Raw genomic sequence first — 23,225 nt, forward strand, 5'->3', positions numbered from 1 at the left:
GCTGGCCGCTAAAGCGGCCGCACCGGCACGCAGATGTCGACCACGATCTTGCCCTCCGGGTGCTGCCGCGGGTCGTTCTTGGCCTCCTCGTAGCACAGCCGATCGTCGGGCTGGAAGCCGCTGCCGAGCAGCCAGTCGCCCATCACCACGTTCCAGGCCTCGGCGATCCGGCGCGGCTCGATCTCGAAGTGCCCCACCGCGAACTTGCCCCCGGGGATCGTCATCGTACCGACCTCGCCATCTCCCCCCTTGGCCACCGCGGTGCCCGGCGGCACGGTGAAGCACACGGACAGCCGCAGCTTGTCCTCGTCGGTGACGGTGGGGCTGTCGTGGGCCACGAGCAGCAGCCGGGTGTCCGGGGTGTAGAGCCCGCGCGGCACGGCCCAGCCGCGCAGCTCCTCGACCAGGCGCGGCACCACGTCGACCTGCCCGTAGGGCCCCACGTGGCGCAGGTACACCACCTCGTGCGCGGGGAGCTCCGCGACCTCGATCTTGCCTTCGATCGTGCTTCCGTTCTCGTTCATCTCGTACCTCCACGTCGGTGTCGACGTCCGGGGATCGAGATAGCAAGGCGAGATCGAGGCCGCTTGCCGGGGGTTGCCGAGCGCTTTGCGGATCTTGCGATCCTCCAGGCAGCCCTTGCTGGCCCGCCACTGCGTCGCGCTCATCCCGAACGCGTCCTTGAAGGCCCGGGCGAACGTGGCCGAGCTCGAGAACCCGCAGTCGATCGCGATCTCGGTGATGCTCGCCCGCGGGTTGGTCACGAGCATCACCGCGGCCCGCTCCACCCGCAGGCGCCCCACGAAGGCCCCCAGGGTCTCGCCCACCACCGCGCCGAAGATGCGATGGAAGTGGAATCGCGACAGGTGGGCCACCTCGGCCAGCGCCGCCAGCGACAGCGGCTCGCCCAGGTGCCGCTCGATGTGGTCGATCACGCGGTTGACCCGGGCCGCATACTCGGCCCGCGAGTCCTTCGAAGCACGGCCGGTCATGACTCGTGCGACGTGGTCCGCGATCGGAGAGGGGTGGTACTCGAGTCCCAGACGACCTCCTTCGAGCGGCGATCCACCCGCGTCGTCTTCACGTCGGCGAGCGGTCGAAAGGGCAGCCACGATGCCCCCTCGTTCTCGCAGACGATCACCTGCCCGGGGCGTGATCGGCACCATGCCGCGAGTTCACGGTAGTCGATCTGCTCGGACCCATAGCGGTAGTGCTTCCCTGCGGTCTCGTAGGGAGGGTCGACGAACCACGTGGCTGCACGTGGCGTGGGGCAATCGACGTAGCTGCGATTGAACACCTTCCAGTCGCGGATGGCCTCGACCTGCGACGCGATCGTCTGGCGAACACGAGCGCCCCAGAACGAGCCGGGCCTTATGCCGTCGCGCATCCATTTCGACGGGCGCTTGCGCGGGCTGGCAACCCCGCGATTGAGCCAGAGCCCCACGAGCCAGCGCGCCTCCTGGCCTACCCGGAGATCGTCGACGGAGCCGTCGCGCGGAAGGTCGGGGATCGCCAGGATCTCCTTGGCCGCGACCGTGGTGAGGTACTTCCACACCGCCGAGAGCACGGGGTCGACCTCGCACAGGATGACCTTGCGGTTGTAGTAGTGGCGCAGCGAGTAGCCCGCGGAGCCGGCGAACGGCTCGACGATCGTGTCGTGCTCGGGCGGGGGATAGAGCTTGAGCGCATCGCGCCACTTCCCGCCGTAGTAGCCGAAGAAGGGGCGGAGCGGCGGGGGCGGAGGGTGCTCGGAGGCGGTCGGCGCATCGGCCTTCGTGCCGCCGCTGCTGACGGCTCGTATGCTCGATTCCATCCCGCTCGGCTCCCGCGACCCGACGCTAGTAGCGATAGCGCGCCAGGTTCACCAGCGTCTCCTTGAGCGTCTCCCGCGTGTGGCGCTCGCGTCGATCGCCGCCATCGTGCTCGCCCAGCAGCACCTCGACCGCGTGGCGGGCCTTGTCGAGCGCGGCGCCCTCGAGCTGCACCCCGCCCTTGTCCGGTCGCAGCTCGTCGGTGTCGCGCAAAAGGCCCAGCATGGCCTGCACGCTCTTGCCCACCGCCTCCTTCTGGCGCTTGTAGTAGTCCTCCTGCAAGAGCGCAAAGTAGTCGGGGAAGATCTCGTCGTAGGCCGGATCCTCGTTGGGATGCGACAGCGCCCAGGCGCCGATCCGCGACAGCACCTCGGCGCGGTGCTTGGTCCGCGCCGCATCGGTGGTGATGTCGGGCACCATGGTCTTCTCGAGGTCGGCCATGAACTTGGCGTCGGGATCGGTCAGCTCGCCGGTGACCTCGTCGAACAGCCGCTCGCGCTTGAGCTGGTGCGACACGTGCACCACGTAGCGGCGATAGAGCTCGAGGTAGCGGGCCTCGTCCACCAGCCCCAGGGCCTCGCGCACCTCCCAGTCGGACCAGTCGAGCCACCGCTGCCAGCACTGCTCGGTGATCGACTCGGGCTTGCCGTCGAGCAGGTGGAACGAGCCGTCGGGCGGCAGCAGCATCCAGCGGAAGTTGACGCGGTCGCGCAGGTACTCGCGCAGCTCCTTGAACACCTTGGGCACGGTCACGCACGAGGTGCCGGGCTCGGAGGCCGCCGCCAGCAGCACCGCCTTGAGATCGCGAACGCTGGCCCCGAAGCTGCCCTCGTACTCCCCCAGCGGGTGCTCGCTGCCCTCGGCCTTGACCACCGCGTGGGGAAACGACTCCTGGTACATCTCGGGCACGGCGGCCAGCAGCTCCCGCGCCTCCTCGGACGAGAGCCCTCGCGGCACCCGCCCGTAGGCGTAGAGGTCGGCCTTCTGCAGCGGGGTGAGCTGCTCGATGACCTTGGCGAGCTTGGGGTAGCGCTTGGCGTCGGGCCGCCGCATCCGCGTCATCACCCCCCAAAGCGCGAGGATCTTGGTCACGTGGGGCGCCACGTGGACGCCGCGGAGGATGTCGCCCACCTGCTCCTGGTAGATCTTGCGCTCCACCCGGTAGTCGAGCAGGAACGGCACCCGGATGAGCTCGAGGCGCGCGCGGAAGCTCTGGTACTCGGCGGGGCGCATCACCCGGAACTGCAAGAGCTCCACGTCGTTGGCGCTGCCCGTGAACATCTGGTCGAGGCTGAGCACCAGGTGGTCGAGCGCCACGTGGCCGGTCTCGGTCGCGGTCAGCAGGTACTTGTAGTGCTCGTAGGGCCGCTTGAGCAGATCGGAGAAGTTGACGACCCCGCGGTTGGCATCCACCAGGTCGCCCTGCACCGCGTAGAGGGCCTGGCTGCCCACCGCGGCCGGCAGCGAGGCGTAGGCCGAGTCGGGGGTCACGGGGAAGCTGCGGGCGTCGACCGTCTGCTTGGGCTCCACCGTGACCAGACCCTGGCGGTACTGGCGGCTGAGGAAGAAGCGCTCGATCTGCACGTGCTGCAGCACGCGGCGCAGGTCGCCGCTATAGGAACCGAGCAGCGCATCGAAGATCCGCCGGTTGCGGTGCGACAGCTCGCCGTGGAGGATGACGTCGCTGATCACGAAGCGGCGCTCGGGGGCCAGCACGTCCTCGAGCAGCGCGCGCCGGGCCGACACGGGCACCAGGAACAGCGGGTGGTCCTTGACCTCGTCGATCACCCTCGCATCCATCTCGTCGCTGGCCAGGCGCGCGAAGGTCTCCTCGCCCAGGGCGTCGCGGAGCGCGTCGTTGGCCGAGAACCCGATGCCCCCCGTGGACTTGCGGCGGTTGGGGAACACCCACGAGAAGCGGTAGAGCGCGCCGCGCTCGGTCCGCGAGTAGACCTCGAGCGCGCGCTGCACCGACTCGAGCATGGTGCTCTTGGCGCTGCCGTTGGGGCCGTGGAGCAGGACGAGCTTGTTGACCCGCCCCAGCCGCACGAAGCCCTCGATGGCCTCGAGCAGCTCGTTTTGCGCCTCCTCCTGGCCGACCAACCGATGCCAGCCCTCGACCTCGCTGTCGAACAGGCAAAGCCGCTGGATCTGCCCCTTGGGGGTGCGAACGCTGCGGGTGCCGAAGTGCTCGAACGCGTCGCGCACGTACTGCGCCGCGCTGCGAGCGTGCACGGTGGGCTCGCTGGACAGGAGCGCGAACCACTCGTCGAAGCTCAGCAGGCGCCGGGTGGTCTTGAACTCCTCGGACACCGAGGTGGCCAGCGCCTGGATCCTCGAGGTCGGGGTCTGGGGCTCGCCGCGGTTCGACTCGCTGGACTCGCTCGACTCGCTGCGCTCGGTCGGCTCGCTCGGCTCGTTCGGCATGGGGGGGACGGGCTCGGTCACTGGCCCGTGATCCTACTACTTGGCCGCGAGCTTGAGCTCGACGTCTTCGGTGACGGGCGAGCAGGCCTCGTCCTGGCACACCGCGAACTTGAGCTGGCCGGCCACCGTGTGCTCTCCGGCCGCGCTGGGGGTCACCTTGACCGAGAATTCACACGAGCCCTCGTCGAGCTTGCGCGCATCCCCCTTCTTGAGGTTGGCGTTGGCGAGCACGAGGCCGTCCGGCGGGGTGAGCTTGAGCGAGGTGGGGAAGTCCAGGTTCATGTGCCAGGGATCCTTGGGGATCACGCGCACCACCACCTCGGCCTCCTGACCGGCCGTGGCCTCGGCGGGCGGCTCGATCTGCAGCGCATAGCGGTCGTCCTTGCCCGGAGGCTGCCCCTCGACCACCTTGACCTTGTCGCCGCCGTCCGCGTTGGCCACCGGTGCCCCTTCGGGCTTGGCGTCGGACTTGGCCTCGGGCGTGGGCGACGTGGCAGCCGGCTTGGACTCGCCGCTGCAGGCGAGCAGCGGGCCGAGCACGAGGGTGACGAGGGCGACACGAGCGGCGGTGGCGAGCATGGCAATGGCTCCTGACGGAATCGGTGGCCGACGGTAGTGAGGCGAGACGGCGGCTGTCAAACCGAATCTCGCGTCGCGCACCTTGCGCCGGCGCGAGCCCTGCGGCCGCGGAGCGGATTCAACGAGGCTCGTAGTAGTCCGCCATCAGCTCCGTGATCCACCGCGGCTCTCGCACCGGGCCGCGCGGACCGAGCCGCGCGACCCACGGCTTGACGTCGACCACCGGCGTTCCGTCGAGCACGTCGAGATCCGCCACGTGGAGCACCAACTCCTCGATCGCGAGCAACCGACAGCGGCTGACCCCCAAGCGATTGGTGCGCTCCTTTTGTCGGGTCGCGAAGATGCCCACCTTGGGGAGCTCCACCCGGCCCCGCGGGTGGAGCGAGCCCACCTCGATCCGATCGACCGGGATCCGATCGAAGACGAACACGACCTCGAGGTGCGAGAACGCCTCGAGACCCCGCAGCGCGTCCACCTCGAACCGCGTCGGGTCGAGGTGGATCCGTGAGCGCACGTCGCCCCACTCGTCGTGGCTCACCTCGTCCCTGGGGGATCGCACCCGGCCGATGGGTACGAGCGCGATCGAATTGGGTGCCGCCGTTGCCGACATGTGCACGAACTCCTCGGCCGCCGCGCGGCTACACCTTGTGGCACACCTCGGCCGCGAACGAGCCGATCCGCTCGTGCAGGTAGATCGAGATGATCTCCTCGTGCAGGGTCTCGCCATTGAGCGTGGGTCGGATCTGCGAGCGGTCGCTCGCGATCGACACCAGCCCCCGGGACTCGAGCTCCTCGAACACGCCCCGGTAGGGCTCGTCCTCGAGCAGCTCCACCCCGTAGCCCTCGCGGAAGCGCGCGACCTCGATCGGCTGGCACGACTTGTAGGCGAACCCGAGCGCGGTCGCCACCGCCTGCACGCCCGTCAGCAGCCGACCGAACGCCAGCGGCGGCTCGCCACCGGCCTCCACCCGCTCGATGTGCTCGCGAATGTCCGAGACGTTGTGGGTCTGCACCACTCGACGATCGTGGCCGGTGAGCCAGCCGTAGGCCCCGGGACCGAACGCCAGCATCGTGTCGAAGCGCTGCCACTTGTTGCGCGACACCCGGGGGATGTTGCCCTCGGGATAGGTGTCGGGCCGGCTCCACCACCCGCACGGGCTCGGCCGATACCCGTGCGCGAGCAGCTGCTCCACCGCCCGCTGCCGCATGGCGTAGGTCGTGTGCAGCGAGGGGAACAAGCCCTCTTGCTGCAGGCGATCCCGGACCTTGGGCAGGTTCCAGGCCGCACGGTTGCCGATGCCCATCGCCGCCCGATCGGCGTTGCGCAGCCGGTAGATGGTGATGGTGGGCACCTGCAGCTCCACGAGCGTGCGCAGATCCTCGGCGACCGTGTCGGGATCCTGATGGGGCAGACCGAACATCATGTCCACGTTGAACGGAAGGCCCGTGGCCACGAGGTTCTCGATCGCCTGGCGCGACATCGCCGCGGTGTGCCCGCGGTTGGTGAAGCGAGTCACGTCCTCGGTGAACGACTGCACGCCCACGCTGAAGCGGTTGAAGCCGAGCCGCACCAGCTCGGTCACGCGAGTCGGATCGCAGAAGTTGTCGGGGTTGCCCTCGATGTTGAGCTCGCAGCCCTCGATGAGCGAGAACCGCGAGCGCACGTGCTCGAGGACCTCGGCGAGGTGCTCGGGCTCGAGCAGCGCCGCCGTGCCCCCGCCGATGTAGAACGACTCGATCCTCGCCTTCGAGACCCAGGGGATCTCATCGAGGTAGAACGTCGACTCCTTGACGAGCGCCCGGGTCCAGCGCGCGTACGCCTCCTTCGGATCCTTGGTGGGCGCGAGCTGCTTGACGTAGTTGCAGAAGTGACAGATGTACGCACACAGCGGGAAGTGATAGTAGAGGTGCGTGGGCGCCCCTGCCCCCGGGTGCCCGCGGTAGTGCTCGAGCACCTCCTGGGGGGTCAGGCGCTCGCCATAGTTGGCGGTCACGTTGATGTTGTAGTCGTCGCGCTCGATCTGCAGCTCGGGGTGCCGAGCGAGCAGCGCCCCCATGTCGGGCTCGTATCCTTCGAGATCGGACCGAGCATCGATGGTATCCAGCATGTTCCTCTTTCATCCTTTCCAAGTCTGCGCGATCGAATTCGCGTCGTGTCATTCGTGCTCGAGCGAGGCTCGACATCGCAGGTTCGGCGCGCATGCACCGAACGACCAAGTCACGCGGAAGCTAGCTGCCCGTCTGCTGCTCGAAGAACGTCCAGATCTCGAGCGGCGCATCGAGCTCGGTGCTGGTGGGCCCGAACGCCAGCGGAAAGCGATACCGCCGCTGAGGAACCCCGTGCCCTCCGCCGTGCACGGCCAGCACCGTCACTCGTCCCCGTTCCCAGGTGATGCGCTCGACCCAGGTATCGGGATCTCCATCGACCTCCGGCTCGCGCACGCGCGCCTCCGGATCGGCATCGGCATCGGCATCGGCATCGGCATCGGCAAGGGTGTGAGCGGTCTGCTCGGTCGCCATGACCGGTCCCATGTCCCACAGGCCATGGAACGACAGCTCGCCGCCCTCGTGAGGGTTGATGGGATCATCCACCCCGTTGACGATCATCAGCGGCGGCAGCCCACCCTCGCGCACGCACTTGGAATCGGCGGGCTCGGGTAGATTGGCGGCGATCGCCGCGGCCGCGCGGAGCGACTGCGGAGCCTCGAGCGCGAGCCGGTAGACCATGTGGCCGCCATTGGAGAAACCGACCGCATACACCCGGGTCGGATCGACGCCGTGGTGCTCCCCAAACCATGAGACCAGCGCGTGGGCGAACGCCACGTCGTCGACCCCGAGCGTGGTGGCCGGCGTCTCGCGACCGCGCTGGCAGGTGTTCCAGTGCCCCTCGTGGCCCTCGGGATAGGCCACCACGAAGCCCTCGAGATCCGCGAGCACGTCGAAGCCATGGCCCGAGTGGATCCGCATCTGCGCGGCCGAGCCACCCCCGCCATGGAACGCGAGCAGCAGGCCGGGCGCGGGCGGCAGCGCGCTGGGCACGAAGTATTCGAACGTGCGCTCGAGCCCCCCCACGGTGATCGCTCCCCGGCGCAGCGCCGCGCTCAGCGGCGGCTCCGGGGGTGGTGCCGCTCCCCACCGGAACAGCACGAAGGATGCGATCGACATCACCATGGCGACTCCAAGCACGATCGAGACGACCTTCTTCACGTCACGCCTCGCGCGGCGCGGCCAGCCGCAGCAGCGCGTCGACGGAGAGGAAGCTCTGCCGCAGGCGGTAGCTGCTCAGCTTGCGCACGTCGCCGGCGATGAGCGCACCACCGCGCTCGAACAGGAACACGCTCTCGTGGGGCACGAGCTTGCCCCACACCCGATTGGGCAGCGACGTGAGGGCCTTGACCCCGAACGCGTCGAAGACGGTGCCGCTCGGGTCGTCGACCATGTCGAACGACACGCCCTTGGCCCGCCACCACCACGCGCGGCTGTGGGCCGTGATGCCCACCACGGTGATCCCGGCCGCCTGCAGCCGCGCGTGCTCGGCCGCGAGGTGGCCGAGGTGCAGCCGCGAGTAGGGGCACCAATTGCCGCGATAGAGCACCACGAGCAGCCGCCCCTCCTCCGCCAGCTCGGGCAGCGACACCGAGCGCCCCGCGAGCGCCACGGTCACGTCGGGGATCGGGTCGCCCTCGCGCAATCGCGGTACGACCTGCTGCGTGGCGTGCTCGTCGGCGCGCTCGGTCAGCGGAAAGCACCGACGCTTGACGGCGGCATCGAGCTCGTGGGCCCAGCGCATCGAGCGTCCCAGCCGGTACGGGAGGTAGAGCAGCGGGACCAGGAGCAAGCGCACCGTGATCCACGCCGCGGTCAGCGGCATGCGGATCCCCAGCATCAACGGGTGATCGCGGTGGATCGCCGGGGCCCGAGCGCCCGTCCCCTCCCCTTCGCCGTGCAGCACCGATGCGTCGATCGAGCTCATCCGTCCCTCCTCACGTCTCCGACCGTCCACCGGCCCCTAGAACCGCTCCACCATCACCGCGTGATCGTGGCGACCACCCATCTTCGACTGCACGGTGTGCACGAACGTGAGGCGCTCGTCCTGCACGAAGGCCTGCGTGCGAACGTGCAGCTCGTCGAACAGGAACAGCGGGCGCTTGATCTCGAGGTCGACCGAGCGCACCGGCGTCGTCAGCCCCGCCTGCAGGCGCGGACGGAGCTCCTTGGACGCTCGGCTCACCATCGACTCGCGCGCCGATGCGGCACGGGCCCCGATCTCGATGTACGACCACTGGTCGGCCGCCTCGCAGTCGTGGCGGTGGAGCCGGTGGGTCTCGAGCGCCTCGGCCACCTGCTGCTCGGGCCGCAGTGCGGCCAACAGCGCCGGCACCTCGCGCTCGATCCGGCGATTGGTGACCTCGGGCGCGAGCTTGTCGAGCAGGTGCCCCTCGATCGCGGTGGGCATGGCCGCGAACGATCCCCCGCCGGCCATCGCCACCGGTCGGCACGTGATCCGCAGCGACAAGAAGCGCTCCTCGCCGTGCAGGAAGCTCATGTGGCCCAGGATCAGGCGACGCTCCTGCACCACCTCGGCGTGCCCGACCACGTCGAACCCGGATGCGCTGAAGAAGTCGTAGGGCCGCTCGTGGACCACCTGCGCGCCCACGACCACCAGCCCGAAGCGGTGCTCCTTGATGAGCACCGGAAAGCTATGGAGGTTCTCACTGGACCACTGGGCCCAGCAGCGCATGCCGATGGTCAGGATCGGCCGCAGCTGGAGCTGCATCGAGTCGAACAAGCTCGTGTCGTTCAAGACGTGGATCTTGGTCTGTCGCACCATCGGTCTATCTCCCCTTCTTGGCGCCACCGATCGCCATCATCCCCAGGTTGGTCTGGATCACGTCCTGCGCACCGGCGCCGGCCAGCAGCCCACAAAAGTCCCTCAAGTAGCGCTCGACCGGCACGGCGCGCGTGTAGCCGTGGCTGCCGAGCAGGTACATCGCATCGAGCGAGAGCGCGATTGCGGCCTCGGTGATCTGGAACTTCGCCGTGGAGACGTACTCGTCGAACAGCGGGTGGGCGCTGCCCTCGTCGAGCTCGAGCAGCGCGCGGTCGAGCAGCGTACGCGCCACGTTCAGCGCCAGCTTCATCTTGCCCAGGCGGGCCTGGACCACCTGCATGGCCGTGAGCGGCTGGCCGTAGCGCACGGTGCGAGACAGCCGCCGCACGCAGTCCTCGATGATTCGCTCCATGCGGCCCACCGGCGCACAGCACAGGATTGCCCGGCGCGGGTTGAGGAACATCTGCACGTGGTCGAGGCCGCCGTGCTCGAGCATCACCTGCGACCTCGGGATCCGGACGCCGCGAAAGTGCACCGAGGCCAGCCCCGCACCGCGCAGCCCCATCGTGTCGATCGGCACGACCTCCACGCCGGGCACGCCCCGATCGATGATCACCACCGCCAGGTCGCCGTTGGTCTGGTCGACCACGTAGGTCATGTAGGCGTCGGCGATCGCCCCGCCGGTGACCATCGTCTTGCTGGCGGTGACGATCACGTCGTCGCCCGCCGACTCGAGCGTGCTCGCCAACGAGAACGGATCGCTGTCCTCGGTGTACGCGAACGAGACCAGCGCCTCACCGGTGATGCACCCGCGAACGTAGCGGTCGACGAGGTCCGCCCGGCCGCTTGCGTGGATCATCCGCGCCACGGCGGGAAACAGGCTCACCAGCAGCGCGAACGAGCCGTCCTCGCACGCCCCGCCCACGTGCTCGAGCACGCGTCCCCATCGCCGCGTGCTCATGCCGCGACCGCCCACCTCCACCGGCAGCGAAGCCCCGAGTAGACCGCAGCGCGCGGCCTCCCGCAGGTCCCCGCGGTCGATCGGCGTGCCGTCGCGATCGCGCGCCAGGGTGGTCTCCGACATGCGCTCGAGCAGCGCACCGGCGACGTCGGTGACCCAGCGCGCGATCCTCTCGCGCGAGTCGTCGAGGGGCTCGACGGTCGTCGTCGAGTCCCGTGCCGTCATCGCACCGTTCATCATCGTCGAGTCATCCACATCGGGTCATCCACGACCAGCCAGTGTCACAGTTTCGCGCGGTGGCACTATCGCTCATCCGCCGGCAATTGCGGTCAAGATCTCGATCTCGTCGCGCTCCCCCACCCGCTCGGAGAAGCGATCGGACGTGACCTGATCGCCGTTGAGGAACACCAGGTGGGCCCGCCGGAGCTCGCCGGCGCCGTCGAAGAGCGCGTTGCCGAGCGCGGGGTGGGCCTTGACGAGGTGGTCGAGCCCTTCCTGAATGGTCCAGGCGTCGATGCTGTGCTCGCGCTGATACTGCGCGAACTTCTGGAGCGTGCCAGAGAGTACGATGTTCATGATCCTCCTCGTGCGTCGCAGGAGACGCGGTGGCGCAGGCAGTACGTCGATGACTGGTCGTCATGTACGCGAGTCGATGCTCGCGAGGATCGGCTCGGCCACGTGATCGATGGGCCGATCGAGGGGGTGGAAGCGAGGGCGCAGGTAGTCGCGTGCGTATGCGAGCAGATAGGACACGAAGCGCTCGTCCACGAACAAGAAGCGCAGCGCGCCGCGATGGGTCGAGAGCCGAAACAGACCGCCACGCTGGATCGCAAAAACCCAGGTGATCAGGAACAGGTTGAATGCATAGAACGCGAACGCGACGGCCCCGGTGAGGACGCGTGAGACATAGCCCATGCCGTGGGCGGTGGCCACGTCGTGGATGACGGCGCGGTGCTCGATCTCCTCCGCAAAGTGCCAACGCAGCAACAACGCCATGCGCTCATCGGCGCCTTCGAGGCACTCGGGGTGGCGCAGGATCATCTCGCCGAGCATGGTGTTGAAGTGCTCGAGCCCGGCCACGATGCGAAGCATCAGGCGCCGGCCCAGGAGTCGCGCGAAGATCCCGAAGTCGACGAAGTGCAGCACGCGCAGGAGCCTGCGATGTCGAAGGCCCTGCCGGTCGAGCACGAGCAGCGCGCGGGTGTGCTGCACGCCGTGGCTGGCCTCCTGCGCCAGCCACCCCTTGAGCTGCTGCCGCAGGTCCGGGTCTTGGGTCTCGGGCAGCGCATGACGCACCACGCGAACGAACTCGTGCTCCTCGGTCAACAGCAGCGTGTAGGCGTTGCAGAAGTCGGCCTGGAAGCTGTCGGCGCGGGCCCACACGCGCGCGGCATCGACGGCGGCGAAGTCGGGGCCGACCCGCCGGCGGGCGATGCTGCGATCGGAGCGCACCCGCCCCAGCGGGGCGGGCCCTGGAGTGGCCACCACGTTCATCGAGAGCTCCAAGCGAGCGTACGGGTCCTGGGAAGTCGAGGCGCTAGCGGTAGTAGTCCTTCATGATCTCGTGGCTCCACGCGGGCTGCCGCACCTCGCCGCGCGGGCCGAATTCCTCGAAGTAGGGCTTGATGTCGAGCACCGGGCTGCCCTCGATCGCATCGAGGCCGCGGACCCGCAGGACCAGGCCCTCCACGCCCAGCAGCGCGCAGCGTGACACCCCGAGCCGATTGGGTCGCGCCTTGGCGCGCTGGGCCAGGATGCCCGTGAGCGGCCAGTCGCTGCGTCCTCGGGGGTGTCGTGCCCCGAGGTGGATCCGATCCTCGCGGACGAGATGGAAGGCATACACCACCTCGATGTGGCTGAAGGCATCGAGCCCCAGCAGCACCTCCGGAGCGAAGCGCTCCGCGTCGAGCTCGATGGTGGACTCGACGCTCCCCCAGTCGTCGTCGCTGGTGTCGGTACGATGGCAGTGGACCACCGCAATCGGTCGCAGGGCGATGGCTTCACTCGACATTGATCACATCCTCGTCGTCCACCCGAACCGCCTGGACGAACACGCTACGCTCGGGGCATGACAGCTCGAGGCTCAGGCTCTGGCGAAGCGATCGCAGCAGGGCGTCCACACGGGGTCGGGGGTGGCTTCGACGGCAGAATACGCGCACGATCGGACCGGCGTCGTGATCGATGCTCCAGTCGGGACGACACACGTGCGCACGGTCGACCTCGTGCCAGAGGACCCAGAGCCGCTCGGAGGGCACCCCGACGGCGGCAGCGCCCCGGTCGCGGATTCGGCTCAGCACGCGTGGGACCTCGGCCGGGACCGCGTGATGATAGACATGGACGACCGGCACGGATCACCGCGGTTTCTCACCCATGATGATGCAGGTTCGCACTGGAACCATGTATTCCGATGGACCTCTGCGCACGCCGATCGCCTCATGGCGAGCGGGATCGGTGTGCTCGAGCAGTGTCACCAGGGCCGCGTGGGCCGCCGCACCGGAGCTCGCAATTTCGCACCATCGTGACAGTGGCACCCCGGAGGGACGCTCGGAGACGTCGCGCTCGAGGTGCACGATCTCGAGCCCGGCCCGGCCGAACAGCTCACGCCACCGCGCGATGGTGTAGCTGCGAACATGGGTCGGATCGTGCAGCACCTCGAGTTGATGGTTGAGTCCGTCGAGCTCGGGATCGTCGTCACCGTGGAGATCGATGATCACCACCCTGCCCCCGGGCTTGGTGATGCGGCGAAGCTCGGCCATGGCCGCGTCGATGTCGGAGAAATGGTGCGAGGCAAGGCGGCACGTGACGTAGTCGAAGCGATCGCTGGCCAGCGGGATCGACTCGGCGAAGGCCTCCACGGCCTCGACCTCGAGGCCCTTGCTCCGTGCGAGCGTGCGAAAGTTGCCCAGCATGGTCGGCGAGGGATCGACACCGACCACCGTGCGCGCTCGCCCGGCGAACACGAACGCGGTGTGCCCGGCTGCGCAGCCGACATCGCAGACCTCGAGGTCCGTGCGATCGCCGACCAACTCGCTCAGTTGCTGCAAGGTGGGGCTGGACGCATGGACCTCGCTATTGGCGTAGTTGTCGGCGATGCGATCGAAGCGATTGCGGGCAGCATCCTGCATATGAGGATCCGAGTTAGCATGCATGCCAGTCGAGCGTCAAGACAACTCGTCACACTCGTCGCTCCGTTCACTCCGTCCTCATTTTGGGCTCGTTCCTGCTCATTCGGGGCTCATTCTGGGATCGTGCGCAATCGCGACGAGTCGCCCGCGCAAACGGCAGCGGCTCACTCATGAGCGCGCGGGATCATGCATGTACCACGATCGCACATGGTCGATTTGGACCATGGCGAATTCGAATCGATGCAACACCGCGCACGTGCGCGGCGGGCAAGATCGGCTCACCGTCGATCCAGCCGTAGATCCACGCCACGGGTCACGTGTCCGCGCAGCACGTCGCTGCGCAGTGCATCCGGCGCGAGTTCGTCCTCGCGATCGTAGGGTGGCTCCACCGTGACCTCCACGTCGCCGGCCGGAACCCCCGACAGCACCCAGCGGCCGCGTGCGTCCGTACGAGCGCGACCGAGCTCGCCGCCATCGAGCTCACGAACCACCACCTCGACCCCGGGCACCGGATCGCCGCGGTAGTCGATCACGCGGCCCCGCAGCCCTCCGCCCTCGCGCAGCTCGATCCGGATCGCGCGCCGCTCGGCCCCGCCACGCGCCACCGAGACATCGTGCAGCCCGTGGCCCTCGGCGCGGACCTCCACCCGTACGCGCTCCTCGGTCAAGCGCGGCAAGGTGGCGCGTCCATCGGCGTCGGTGCGCGCGTGGGCGCCCCCGCCCTCCACCCGCACCCCGGACAGCGGCCGGCCCGTGCTCTCCTCGAGCACCTCCACGTCGATCGCCCATCCCGGGGACAGCGCCACGTCGAGCCCGGCCTCGTCGTCCTCGCCCAGCAGCTCCGCCTGCTGCACGACCAGCCCGTGCTCGGGATGATCGACCTCGATCTCCACCGGTCCCGGAGGCAGATCCTCGAAGCGATACACGCCCCGTGGGTCGGTCCAGGTCACCCGCGTCGGGGTCAGGCCATCGAGCGTACGCAGGGTGACCCGCGCATCCGCGAGCACCTCGCCATTGCCGCCCTCGACCCGGCCGTGCAGCCGTGCGCCCGCCCGGCCGAGGACGATCTCCACGTCCACCGGTCCTTCGCGCACCGTCACCTCGAGCGCGCGCGGGGCCAGTCCGTCGGCACGCGCCACCAGGTGCTGTCGCCCGCGACGGATCCCACCGTCGAACACCCCGCGGCGATCGGTGCTGGCCCGGCGCCCATCGTCGAAGCGCACCACCGCCCCCTCGATCGGCCGATCGTTGCCGTCGCGCACGCGCCCGGTGAGCCGATGCCCGGTGCGCAGCACCAGCTCGACCCCGGCCCGGGTTCGTGCCGCGCCCAGCCGCACCTCCAGCTCGTCGCTCTGGGCATAGCGCCCGTGGCTCGCCTGCAAGCGGTACTTGCCGGGCACCAGCATGTCGAACGAAAAGCGCCCTCCCTCGCCCGTGAGCATCGATGTGCCGAGGTCCGCATGGCTCTGGTCCCCCACTGGCACCTCGGGTACGGGTCCGGTGGTCACCCCCAGCGAGCCCGCCGAGCGCAGCGCGGCCTGGGCGAAGCGAGCCCGGGTCTGGCCCTCGCCGGCCGTGAACAGGTGCTCGGCCAGCAGCTCCACCCGTGCGTCCTCCACCGGGTGTCCGTCCTCGTCGACCACTCGGCCCTCGATGCGCCCGGGCTCGGCCAGCGTGAGCACCTGCAGCGGCGTGTCGGGGCCGTCCACCGACAGCGCAACCGGGGGCGTGGGCAGGAAGCCATCGGCGTGGGCCCGTAGCACATAGGGGCCCGGCACCACCGGCCCCATCGCCACCGTGCCCTCCGCATCGGTGACCGCCAGCCGGGGCAGCAGGCCGATGCTCGAGTTGCTCAGGGTCACCCTTGCCCCCGCCACCGGGGTGCCGTCGGGGGCCACCACCTGCACCGGCACCCGAAACGCGGGGACCAGAGCCAGCGTGATGGCCAGCTCGGGCGTCACGTTCTCGAGCGGGATCGAGGCCAGCTCGACCCCACCGGACGGGTCCGACTCGACGACCGCCTCGAGCGCATAGATCCCATCGGGGACCTGGGCCAGCACGAACCCGCCGTCGGCCTGCACCGCTTGCTCGCGCACCGGCCAGATCGCGCTGCCCTCGATGCGCACGCGCGCGCGCGCCAGCGCCTGCGGCGGGCCCACCACCCGACCGCGCAGGTCGACCAGGGCCTGCAGCGTGACCAGCAGCTCCGACTGCGGTGCGATCGCCTCGATCACGCTCGGGGCGTAGCCGGGCGCCTCGGCGCGCAGGGTCACCGGTCCCGGAGGCAGGGTATCGAGCACGAACGCACCGCTCGGGTCGCTCTGGGCCCGCCACGGCTCAGGCTCGCCCAGGTTGTCGCGGGGCATGGCCTGCACCGTGATCCCGGCCAGGGGCTCGCCATGGCCATCGATCACCTGGCCATCCACCCGCACCGCCCAGCCCAGCCCAACGGCGGGCAGGCGCGCCACCGCACCCGGCGGCACGTCGGCCTCGAGCACCGCACGCAGGTGTCCCGGCACCAGCACCTCGAAGGCCGTTCGCCCGTGGCGGCCGGGGAGCAGCGAGACCTCGAAGGTCCCGTCGGCCGCGCACGCCGTGGGCTCCGACGCGCGCTCGCCCTGCTGCCAGGCGATCACCGTGCATGCGCCCTGCGGTGGTGGATCGAGCGCCACCGGTGGCGGCTCGGCCGGCGGCTCGGGCTCGGGCGGCTCGTCGTCCTCGACCACCACCTCCACCGAAGGCTCGGGCCGGGGAAGCGGCCGCTCCACGTAGACCCGGCCCTGCACTCGCGCCACCGGACCCTCGGCGACCGCCACGGTCGTGCCCGCGTCGAGCAGGGCCGGGCCGTCGCCGTCGGCGCCCTCGACCTCGACGAGCGGCTCCGTGCGACCGAGCAGCAGCCACAGCACACCCAGCAAGACCACGAGCCCGCCCGCCCGCGGCCACCACGAGGACGGCCGAGCGGAGCGCTTGGTGGAATCGCTCGGCTCGATCTGCTCGCTCGACTCGCTCAAGCCGGGCCGAGCGTAGCAGCGCGCTTCGCGGGCCGCATCCGCTCAGCGCAGGCGCACCCGCGTGGCGTCGATGCAGCCGCTGTCCTCCGAGCCACCGATCTCCACGAGCACCTCGCCCAGCGAGATGTCCTGGGTCAGGTCGGCAACGGGTGCCCCCGGCACCCCATCGGCGGGCTCGAGCTCGATCCGCAGCGACTCGTCCTCGAGCAGCTCGCCGATCGTCCCCCCGACGACCCCGCCCAACGCGTCTCCGACCGTCTGGTGCACCCCGGTCTTGGCCTCGGCCAGCGCGTCGTCGTCGACCCCGTCGTGCAGCTCGGGCATCCCCATCCGCTTGCGCAGGGGGCCGGGCAAACCCAGCAGGTGCTGCGCCAGCTCGTCGCGCCGGACCCAGGCCTCCTCGCGCTTGCCATCGCCGGTCACCAGCTTGATCGAGAGTTCGGCCGGGTTGGGGCTGTGCCGCGCCAGCACGGCCACGGTGGGACGGTGACACTGGATCAGGCGCTCGGCCACCGCGAGCATCGGGCCCGGGCCGTCCACGGGACGGGAATCCAGCGAGACCTCGGCGAGCTGCGCCGGACATCCCAGGATCCGATCGCGCTCGGCGTCGAGGGCCCTCCACAGCGCCTCGAGCACGGGGAGGTCCTCGATCGGCGAGGCGATGCCCTCGCCCTCGCCCCGGATCACCTGCCCCGCCAGCGCTGCATCGCCGCGCTTGATCTCCACCCGGAGCATCTCCGGTACCCCGGGCTTGCGCGCCAGCACCACCCGCAGCCGTCCCGGGCCTCGCTCGGCCTCGAGCAGGAGCTGGTCGTCGAGGCTCTGGTACACGGGCTCCTCGGTCCGCCGGAGCCGAGCCCGGCGCGTGCCCACCTGGATCTTGTGGCCCTTGCCCAGCAGCGATCGGATCCGACGGGGCACCTCCACCTCGGGGTCGGCCAGCGTCACGGTGACGCGCACGCCGGAGAGCGGCTCGACGGTGGCGGAGTCGAGGTAGCGCTGTCCGTCGTGGATGCGATGGAACCGCTGGAGCGGCGCATCCACCCGCCGGGGCACCAGGTAGCGCTCGAGCGCCCCGCGCATCGTGGCCCGCAGCTCGGTGGTGCGCGCGGCGATCTGGGCGTGGGAGGTCTGCAGCTTGCGCTCGTACTGCTGCCGCCAGCCGAGGATCATCGCATTGACGGCCGCGATCACCTCCTCGCCGTGCGTCTTCAGCTCGGATCGCCGCGACGTGCCGGCCGTGGCCCGGATGCCCACTTCGGTCTGCCGCCCAAAGCTCCCCAGCTCCTCGACGATCGCCTCGGTCGTCTTCGACGACTCGGCGCGCCGCAGCTCGAGCTGCTCGATCTCCGCGAACGCCGTGGCCACGTCGCGGGCACAGTGCACGACCTCGGAGATCGTATCGAGGATGTTGGCGGGCAGCTCCGATGGCGTGGAGTCACCCAGCAGGACGCTGACGTCGCGAGGGATCACGGAGGGCAGCTCACTATCGCACCCACGTGGCCTCGTTGTCGCCCCTCATCCCTCGATCTGCCGCAGGCGCTCCTCCAGCCACCGCGCCTCGTCCAGGAACCCCAGCGCTCGATCGACCTCCAGCAGCCGTCGGTAGCGTTTCACCGGATCGAAGCCGATGCTGTGGTGCAGCTTGCGCAGGTCCACTGGACACAGGTGCATGGGGGCTCGCCGGCCTTCTTCCTCGTGATTGTGGCCGTTCATCACGCAGTGATAGTGCGTGCAGTGGGACACGCCGAAGGCATGACCCAGCTCATGGGTGAGGGTCTTGGCGCTGCGCTGCAGCTGCTGCGCCGGATCGGTGGGCAGGCGCGCGAACCCGAACACCCCCACCTGCGTGGCCCCGTCCGCATAGCCGTACGCGAAGTTCCAGTCCTCGTCGGGGTAGAGGTCGAACATCGTGATCGCCACCAGGGTGAATGCATCATCGGGCTTGCGCTCGCGCAGACGCTCGAGGATCTGCTTGGCGTGGAGCTGGATCCGGCCCTCGCTGCTGCGGGCATCCACCGCCAGCGTGGGCAGGTCCAGCGGAGGCAGGCGCTGCACCGGGAGCGCGAAGTAGGTCGACACGTAGCGGGCCAGCGCATCGACCGAGGGGCTCGAGCCCGGCGGGAACTCGCCGATCTCCACCAGATAGATCGCTCGCCGGTTCGCGTCGGGGTGGATCGTCCGATGGGTGCGATAGTCGTCGAACGTCTGGAAGCGCTCGGCGTGCTCGTCGAGCCAGTCGCCCGGCCCGGCCTGGGGTACGGGATGAAACAGCCCTTCGCCCTCCTCGAACACCCGTCGGTCCGGCCCACGCAGGCCCTCGAGCGACCCCACCGCATCGCGACGCTGCCGGGGCCCGGGCGGCACGAATGCCCCGGCGACCGTGCGCTTGGGGTCGCTCGACGCCGTCGGCTCGCGTGGCGCCGCGGGCTCGTCCCGTGCCGGAGCGCAGCCGACCACCAGCCCCAACGCCAGCCCCCATGCCCGTGCGCGTGGCAACACCCGGCAGCGTAGCAGGCTCAGGCCGTCAGACCCGACAGGGTCTGCGTCACCTCGCCCTCGCCGGTCCCGAATGCACTCGCATCGACCCCCACGGCGCGCAGCAGCGTGAACGGCACGATGCTGGCGCGGGAGCCCGAGGCATCGCGCAGGTGCTGGCCGGTGACCAATGCGCCACCCGCTTGCCCGGCCACCAGCACCGGCAGGTCCTCCACCGTGTGGGTGGAGCCATCGGCCAGATCCGACACCGCCATCAAGGCGCAGCGATCGAGCAGCCGCCCCTCCCCTTCCACCTGCTCGCCGAAGCGCCGCACCAGCTCGCAGAAGCACGCCACCGTGTGGGTCACCGTGGCCGAGTGCATCGCCATGTTGGTGTGCGACAGCGTGTGGTGCCCCTCGGCCGCCCCCACGTCGGTGAACACCGTGTCGCCCACCGACTGGGTGAAGCGGATCGAGAACACCCGGGTCAGATCGCAGACCAGCGCCATCGCCAGGATCTCCGCGAACGACGAGGTCCGCTCCATCAGCCGCTCCTCCGCCGGGTCGATCGGGGCGGCCGGTATCGCACACACCGGGGGCTCGGCCTCCACCCGCACCTCGAGCGCGTAGAGGGCCTCGAGGTGCGCCTCCAGGCGCTGGCGATCGCTGGCGCCCAATCGACCCCGCAGCGCCTCGGCGTCGTCGAGCACCGCATCGAGCACCGAGAGCCTCCCGATCCGCACGCTGTCGTCGGGCGAGAAGCCCAGGAACAGGCGGTCGAACAGCGCCCGCGGCGAGGTCTCGGCCGGCAGCAGGTTGCCATCGCGCCAGGCACAGCCGAACGTGTCCTGGCCCGTGATGCCGGCCTTGGAGATCGCCAGCTCCAGCGACGGGAACGTGGTGAGCGACGCGAAGTGATCGGCCGCCAGCTGATCCACGCTGGGCAGGGTCGCCGACGAGCGGCCCGCGCTGCCATCGAAGGGCGTGCCATCCCAGCTCCCCGACAGCATCAGCGCGCGCCCGGGGTTGTGGCAGCCCACTGCGCTCGCGTGCCCGAGCCCCGACACCACCGCCACGTCGGCCACCACCCCGGCGTCGTGGATCGGCTGGAGGTTGGGGGTGGGTGCCCAGCCGGGCCCCTGTACGGCCGGGGTCCAGTCGCCCGGGCGGATCCCATTGCCCCAGAAGAACGTGCCCAGCCGCAGCGGCAGCGGCTCGCCGGTCGCCATCGCCGTGCCGTGATCGTTCATCATCGCGTCCAGCAGGGGCAGTCCCACCATCGCACCACCGGCGGCGGTCAGGCCACGCAGGAAGGCTCGTCGTCCGATCGATCGCGTGTTCGTGGTCATGGCTCGGCTCTCTCGTGCTCGGGCGGGTTCGATGGGCTCACTCGGGAATGGCCAGGGTGCGAAACTGCGGCGACGACATCAGCCGGGGCAGGAAGGCCGGCAGCGAGAACTCGGCGTCCACCAGCGCCCCTGCCAGCGCCTCGATGGCCGGCATCTCCTCCGGCGCCTCGTGGTGCCCGGTGGTGTAGCGGTAGAGCTGCTTGACCACGCAGGTCGCGAACGCGGGGTCGTCGGCGATGTGCTCGGCCAGGTCCGACAGCCCATCGAGCGCCACGCCGTCCAGATCCACCGAGGTGTCGATCGGCTGGCCGCGGTCGGTCGTGCGGAATGCTCCCAGCGCGTCGTAGCTCTCGAGCGCCAGCCCGATCGGATCCACCTGCGCATGGCAGCCGGCGCACGTGGGATTCTCGCGATGCTGCTCGAGGAGCTCGCGCAGGGTCATCTCGGAGTCGTCGGTGCCATCGGGCAAGTCGGTCTCCACGTCGGGGGGCGGCGGCGGCAGCTCGTGGCAGCGAAGCCGCGCCTGCACCCACACCCCGCGCAGCGTGGGCGAGGTCCGCGTGCGGCGGCTCTGCGTGGCCAGGAACGCGCCCGTCCCCAGGATCCCCGTGCGCTGTCCGTCCTGGGGCAGCTCGATCTCGCCAAAGCCCTCCGCATCGACCTCGGTCGGCGCCGCCACCCCGTAGAGCGCAGCCAGCCGCGCATCGACGAACGTGCGGCGCCCGGCCACCAGCGCCTGCAGCGAGCCGCCCTCGAACGCGGCGTCCTCCACCATGCGCTCCATCTGCCCGCGCATCGAGGCGAACAGCTCGGGCGACGCCTGGGGAAACAGCGCGGTCTCCTTGCTCAGCCCGTCGAGCACGTCCAGCCCCAGCCACTCCGCAAAGAACCGCCCCAGCCCTCGGCGCGCCCGCGGGTCGGCCAGCATGCGCTCCACCTGGGCCTCGATCGCCTCGGGCTCCACCAGCTCGCCGGCCTCGCCTGCCGCCAGCAGCACCTCGTCGGGTCCGCTGGCCCACAGCGCCAGCGACAGCCGGCTGGCCATCTCCAGGCTCGAGAACCGTAGCCGCGCCTCGTCCCCAGGATCGGGCTCGCCCAGCTCCACCACGTACACGAAGTGCGGCGAGCTCAGCATCGCCGTCAGCACGCCCTGCACCCCTTCCCATGGATCGCCGTGCAGCCCCTGCATGCTGGAGAACAGCCCCTCGTAGCGGGCTTGCTCGTCCGCGGTCAGCGGGCGCCGGAACGCCTGGCGGCCCACGCTGGCGATGAACTGTCCCGCGCAGTCGGGCGCCGACGGCTCGCAGCCGATCACGTGAGCGCGGATCGCTGGATCGTCCACCACCTGCTCGGCCAGGTCGCGAGCCGCGGTCTCGAGCTGCTCGGCGCCCAGCTCCGAGAGCACCGCCTGGGTGGCACCGATGGTCGTATAGAGGTCGACGACGAGATCCGGCTCGATCGCCGTGGGCAGCTCGATCTGCGTGCCCAGCAGATCCTGGATCGACGCGCCATACTGGGCGCGGGTCAGCCGACGCAGCTGCACGCGCGCCGGCGGCGGGGCCTCGGCCGCGTCTGCATCGCCTCCGTCCTCGCCTCCATCGTCCTGGCCGGGGAGGATGATGCCGATGCCCTCGCCGGGAGCCCGGCCGGAGGCCGCGTCGCAGCCCGTCGAGCCAGCCACCAGCCCCGCCATCAGACTGGCCATCAGGCTGGCCATCAGACCGGCCGTAGAGGCCGCCCTCGAGATGGTCAGGCCGCACCCGGCCACGACCCCGCACCCATGCGCGAAGATCCGCATCCGCTCGCTCCTCGAGTCGCCGGTGTCTCCCGCCCTCGAGGGTCCCTCGATGGGGTCGGGCATGGTGGCGCCTCGTGAGTTGGACACCTACATCTGGCTCACGATCCGGATCTTTTTAAAGTGTGATTCACTACTAATTTTGCGACGGGTCATGCCGCGAGGTGCCGGGTCTTCCCCCACCCCGACGCCTAGGGTTCCGCCATCGCCGTCGTGGTCAGTCGGCGACCGCGACCACGTCGATCTCGACCCGCACGTCCTTGGGCAGCCGGGCCACCTGCACCGTCGAGCGGGCCGGCGGGGCGGTCGAGAAGCGCTGGGCGTAGAGCTCGTTGACCACCGCGAAGTCGCCCATGTCGGCCAGGAAGATCCCCGCCCGGACCACGTCGCCAAAGCCCATGCCCGCCGCCTGCAGCACCGCCTCGAGGTTGTCGAGCACGCGCCGGGTCTGGACCGCCACGTCGCCCTCGCCCACCAAGGCGCCGGTCGCCGGATCGAGGGCGATCTGCCCCGAGGAGTAGAGCGTGCGGCCGCCGCTGACCACCACGGCCTGGCTATAGGGTCCGATGGCGGCCGGGGCCGACGAGGTCTGGATGATCTGCTTGTGGACGGTCATGCGCGGCGACCTTGGCTCACGCCCGACGCCCATTGCAAGCCGACCACGCTTTGGCTATACAGCCCGCCCACCAACGAGGGCGCGTAACTCAGTTGGTAGAGTGCCACCTTCACACGGTGGAAGTCACAGGTTCGAGTCCTGTCGCGCCCACCAAAGGGGAGACGGCCTTCCAGGGGTTCCTGGGAGGCCGTTGGTGATTTCGGGTCCCGAGCGCCGCACCTCGGCTCCGCTCGTTCGCC

21 protein-coding genes and 1 tRNA gene are annotated in these 23,225 nt (G+C 69.9%); 1 reads left to right on the forward strand and 21 read right to left on the reverse strand.

The window, feature by feature from the left end; all coding sequences use genetic code 11:
• Positions 1 to 8: 8 nt before the first annotated feature.
• The 21 genes from OEB96_RS17505 to OEB96_RS17605 form a co-directional block, all read right to left on the reverse strand.
• Positions 9 to 992 carry an AraC family transcriptional regulator gene (locus tag OEB96_RS17505; protein WP_266217147.1) on the reverse strand — a complete coding sequence of 328 codons (984 nt, stop codon included), beginning with the start codon at positions 990 to 992 and terminating at the stop codon, positions 9 to 11.
• A complete protein-coding gene (locus tag OEB96_RS17510; RefSeq protein WP_266217148.1) occupies positions 989 to 1,813 on the reverse strand; it encodes a hypothetical protein in 825 nt (274 codons plus the stop codon). The genes OEB96_RS17505 and OEB96_RS17510 overlap by 4 nt, the downstream gene beginning before the upstream one ends.
• 25 nt (positions 1,814 to 1,838) lie before the next feature.
• The gene (locus tag OEB96_RS17515) at positions 1,839 to 4,259 is read right to left on the reverse strand and encodes a serine protein kinase PrkA (protein WP_266217149.1); all 2,421 of its coding nucleotides are present in this window, start codon (positions 4,257 to 4,259) and stop codon (positions 1,839 to 1,841) included.
• A 15-nt stretch (positions 4,260 to 4,274) separates the two neighbouring features.
• Entirely contained in the window at positions 4,275 to 4,817 is a 543-nt protein-coding gene (locus OEB96_RS17520; protein WP_266217150.1) for a hypothetical protein, read from the reverse strand.
• Positions 4,818 to 4,935: 118 nt separating this feature from the next.
• Complete coding sequence (locus OEB96_RS17525) at positions 4,936 to 5,376, reverse strand: SAM-dependent methyltransferase (RefSeq protein WP_266217151.1); 441 nt, start codon at positions 5,374 to 5,376, stop codon at positions 4,936 to 4,938.
• A 79-nt stretch (positions 5,377 to 5,455) separates the two neighbouring features.
• The gene (locus tag OEB96_RS17530; RefSeq protein ID WP_266217152.1) at positions 5,456 to 6,925 is read right to left on the reverse strand and encodes a coproporphyrinogen-III oxidase family protein; all 1,470 of its coding nucleotides are present in this window, start codon (positions 6,923 to 6,925) and stop codon (positions 5,456 to 5,458) included.
• A 121-nt stretch (positions 6,926 to 7,046) separates the two neighbouring features.
• Positions 7,047 to 7,982 carry an alpha/beta hydrolase family esterase gene (locus OEB96_RS17535; protein ID WP_266217153.1) on the reverse strand — a complete coding sequence of 312 codons (936 nt, stop codon included), beginning with the start codon at positions 7,980 to 7,982 and terminating at the stop codon, positions 7,047 to 7,049.
• A gap of 43 nt (positions 7,983 to 8,025) precedes the next feature.
• The gene (locus OEB96_RS17540; RefSeq protein ID WP_266217154.1) at positions 8,026 to 8,790 is read right to left on the reverse strand and encodes a redoxin domain-containing protein; all 765 of its coding nucleotides are present in this window, start codon (positions 8,788 to 8,790) and stop codon (positions 8,026 to 8,028) included.
• A gap of 36 nt (positions 8,791 to 8,826) precedes the next feature.
• Positions 8,827 to 9,648 carry an acyl-CoA thioesterase family protein gene (locus OEB96_RS17545; protein WP_266217155.1) on the reverse strand — a complete coding sequence of 274 codons (822 nt, stop codon included), beginning with the start codon at positions 9,646 to 9,648 and terminating at the stop codon, positions 8,827 to 8,829.
• Positions 9,649 to 9,652: 4 nt separating this feature from the next.
• Entirely contained in the window at positions 9,653 to 10,834 is a 1,182-nt protein-coding gene (locus OEB96_RS17550; RefSeq protein ID WP_266217156.1) for an acyl-CoA dehydrogenase family protein, read from the reverse strand.
• Between the two features lie 84 nt (positions 10,835 to 10,918).
• Positions 10,919 to 11,185 carry a MoaD/ThiS family protein gene (locus tag OEB96_RS17555; protein ID WP_266217157.1) on the reverse strand — a complete coding sequence of 89 codons (267 nt, stop codon included), beginning with the start codon at positions 11,183 to 11,185 and terminating at the stop codon, positions 10,919 to 10,921.
• A gap of 60 nt (positions 11,186 to 11,245) precedes the next feature.
• Positions 11,246 to 12,103, reverse strand: a complete 858-nt coding sequence (locus OEB96_RS17560) for a metal-dependent hydrolase (protein ID WP_266217158.1) — start codon at positions 12,101 to 12,103, stop codon at positions 11,246 to 11,248.
• A 43-nt stretch (positions 12,104 to 12,146) separates the two neighbouring features.
• Positions 12,147 to 12,620, reverse strand: a complete 474-nt coding sequence (locus OEB96_RS17565; RefSeq protein WP_266217159.1) for an SAM-dependent methyltransferase — start codon at positions 12,618 to 12,620, stop codon at positions 12,147 to 12,149.
• Positions 12,610 to 12,957, reverse strand: coding sequence for a hypothetical protein (locus OEB96_RS17570; RefSeq protein ID WP_266217160.1), 348 nt, complete (start codon positions 12,955 to 12,957; stop codon positions 12,610 to 12,612). The genes OEB96_RS17565 and OEB96_RS17570 overlap by 11 nt, the downstream gene beginning before the upstream one ends.
• A 3-nt stretch (positions 12,958 to 12,960) precedes the next feature.
• Entirely contained in the window at positions 12,961 to 13,734 is a 774-nt protein-coding gene (locus tag OEB96_RS17575; protein ID WP_266217161.1) for a class I SAM-dependent methyltransferase, read from the reverse strand.
• Between the two features lie 278 nt (positions 13,735 to 14,012).
• The gene (locus OEB96_RS17580) at positions 14,013 to 16,748 is read right to left on the reverse strand and encodes a carboxypeptidase regulatory-like domain-containing protein (protein WP_266217162.1); all 2,736 of its coding nucleotides are present in this window, start codon (positions 16,746 to 16,748) and stop codon (positions 14,013 to 14,015) included.
• Between the two features lie 42 nt (positions 16,749 to 16,790).
• Complete coding sequence (locus tag OEB96_RS17585) at positions 16,791 to 18,221, reverse strand: hypothetical protein (RefSeq protein WP_266217163.1); 1,431 nt, start codon at positions 18,219 to 18,221, stop codon at positions 16,791 to 16,793.
• A 45-nt stretch (positions 18,222 to 18,266) separates the two neighbouring features.
• Complete coding sequence (locus tag OEB96_RS17590; protein WP_266217164.1) at positions 18,267 to 19,247, reverse strand: archaemetzincin; 981 nt, start codon at positions 19,245 to 19,247, stop codon at positions 18,267 to 18,269.
• Between the two features lie 20 nt (positions 19,248 to 19,267).
• A complete protein-coding gene (locus OEB96_RS17595) occupies positions 19,268 to 20,575 on the reverse strand; it encodes a DUF1552 domain-containing protein (RefSeq protein WP_266217165.1) in 1,308 nt (435 codons plus the stop codon).
• A 37-nt stretch (positions 20,576 to 20,612) separates the two neighbouring features.
• Entirely contained in the window at positions 20,613 to 22,436 is a 1,824-nt protein-coding gene (locus OEB96_RS17600) for a DUF1592 domain-containing protein (protein WP_266217166.1), read from the reverse strand.
• 151 nt (positions 22,437 to 22,587) lie between these two features.
• Positions 22,588 to 22,986, reverse strand: coding sequence for a RidA family protein (locus OEB96_RS17605; protein WP_266217167.1), 399 nt, complete (start codon positions 22,984 to 22,986; stop codon positions 22,588 to 22,590).
• Positions 22,987 to 23,063: 77 nt separating this feature from the next.
• On the opposite strand from OEB96_RS17605, the gene OEB96_RS17610 reads away from it, so the two are divergent.
• Positions 23,064 to 23,139: transfer RNA gene (locus OEB96_RS17610), tRNA-Val, on the forward strand.
• Positions 23,140 to 23,225 lie beyond the last annotated feature (86 nt).

The sequence above is a fragment of the Paraliomyxa miuraensis genome (assembly GCF_026337845.1).
Classification (GTDB): domain Bacteria; phylum Myxococcota_A; class Polyangia; order Nannocystales; family Nannocystaceae; genus Paraliomyxa; species Paraliomyxa miuraensis.

Coding starts and splice junctions, on each gene's coding strand:
- OEB96_RS17505 (WP_266217147.1), bottom strand. CDS start 992: ATGACCGGCCGTGCTTCGAAGGACTCGCGGGCCGAGTATGCGGCCCGG.
- OEB96_RS17510 (WP_266217148.1), bottom strand. CDS start 1,813: ATGGAATCGAGCATACGAGCCGTCAGCAGCGGCGGCACGAAGGCCGAT.
- OEB96_RS17520 (WP_266217150.1), bottom strand. CDS start 4,817: ATGCTCGCCACCGCCGCTCGTGTCGCCCTCGTCACCCTCGTGCTCGGC.
- OEB96_RS17530 (WP_266217152.1), bottom strand. CDS start 6,925: ATGCTGGATACCATCGATGCTCGGTCCGATCTCGAAGGATACGAGCCC.
- OEB96_RS17535 (WP_266217153.1), bottom strand. CDS start 7,982: ATGTCGATCGCATCCTTCGTGCTGTTCCGGTGGGGAGCGGCACCACCC.
- OEB96_RS17540 (WP_266217154.1), bottom strand. CDS start 8,790: ATGAGCTCGATCGACGCATCGGTGCTGCACGGCGAAGGGGAGGGGACG.
- OEB96_RS17545 (WP_266217155.1), bottom strand. CDS start 9,648: ATGGTGCGACAGACCAAGATCCACGTCTTGAACGACACGAGCTTGTTC.
- OEB96_RS17550 (WP_266217156.1), bottom strand. CDS start 10,834: ATGACGGCACGGGACTCGACGACGACCGTCGAGCCCCTCGACGACTCG.
- OEB96_RS17555 (WP_266217157.1), bottom strand. CDS start 11,185: ATGAACATCGTACTCTCTGGCACGCTCCAGAAGTTCGCGCAGTATCAG.
- OEB96_RS17560 (WP_266217158.1), bottom strand. CDS start 12,103: ATGAACGTGGTGGCCACTCCAGGGCCCGCCCCGCTGGGGCGGGTGCGC.
- OEB96_RS17565 (WP_266217159.1), bottom strand. CDS start 12,620: ATGTCGAGTGAAGCCATCGCCCTGCGACCGATTGCGGTGGTCCACTGC.
- OEB96_RS17575 (WP_266217161.1), bottom strand. CDS start 13,734: ATGCAGGATGCTGCCCGCAATCGCTTCGATCGCATCGCCGACAACTAC.
- OEB96_RS17595 (WP_266217165.1), bottom strand. CDS start 20,575: ATGACCACGAACACGCGATCGATCGGACGACGAGCCTTCCTGCGTGGC.
- OEB96_RS17600 (WP_266217166.1), bottom strand. CDS start 22,436: ATGCCCGACCCCATCGAGGGACCCTCGAGGGCGGGAGACACCGGCGAC.
- OEB96_RS17605 (WP_266217167.1), bottom strand. CDS start 22,986: ATGACCGTCCACAAGCAGATCATCCAGACCTCGTCGGCCCCGGCCGCC.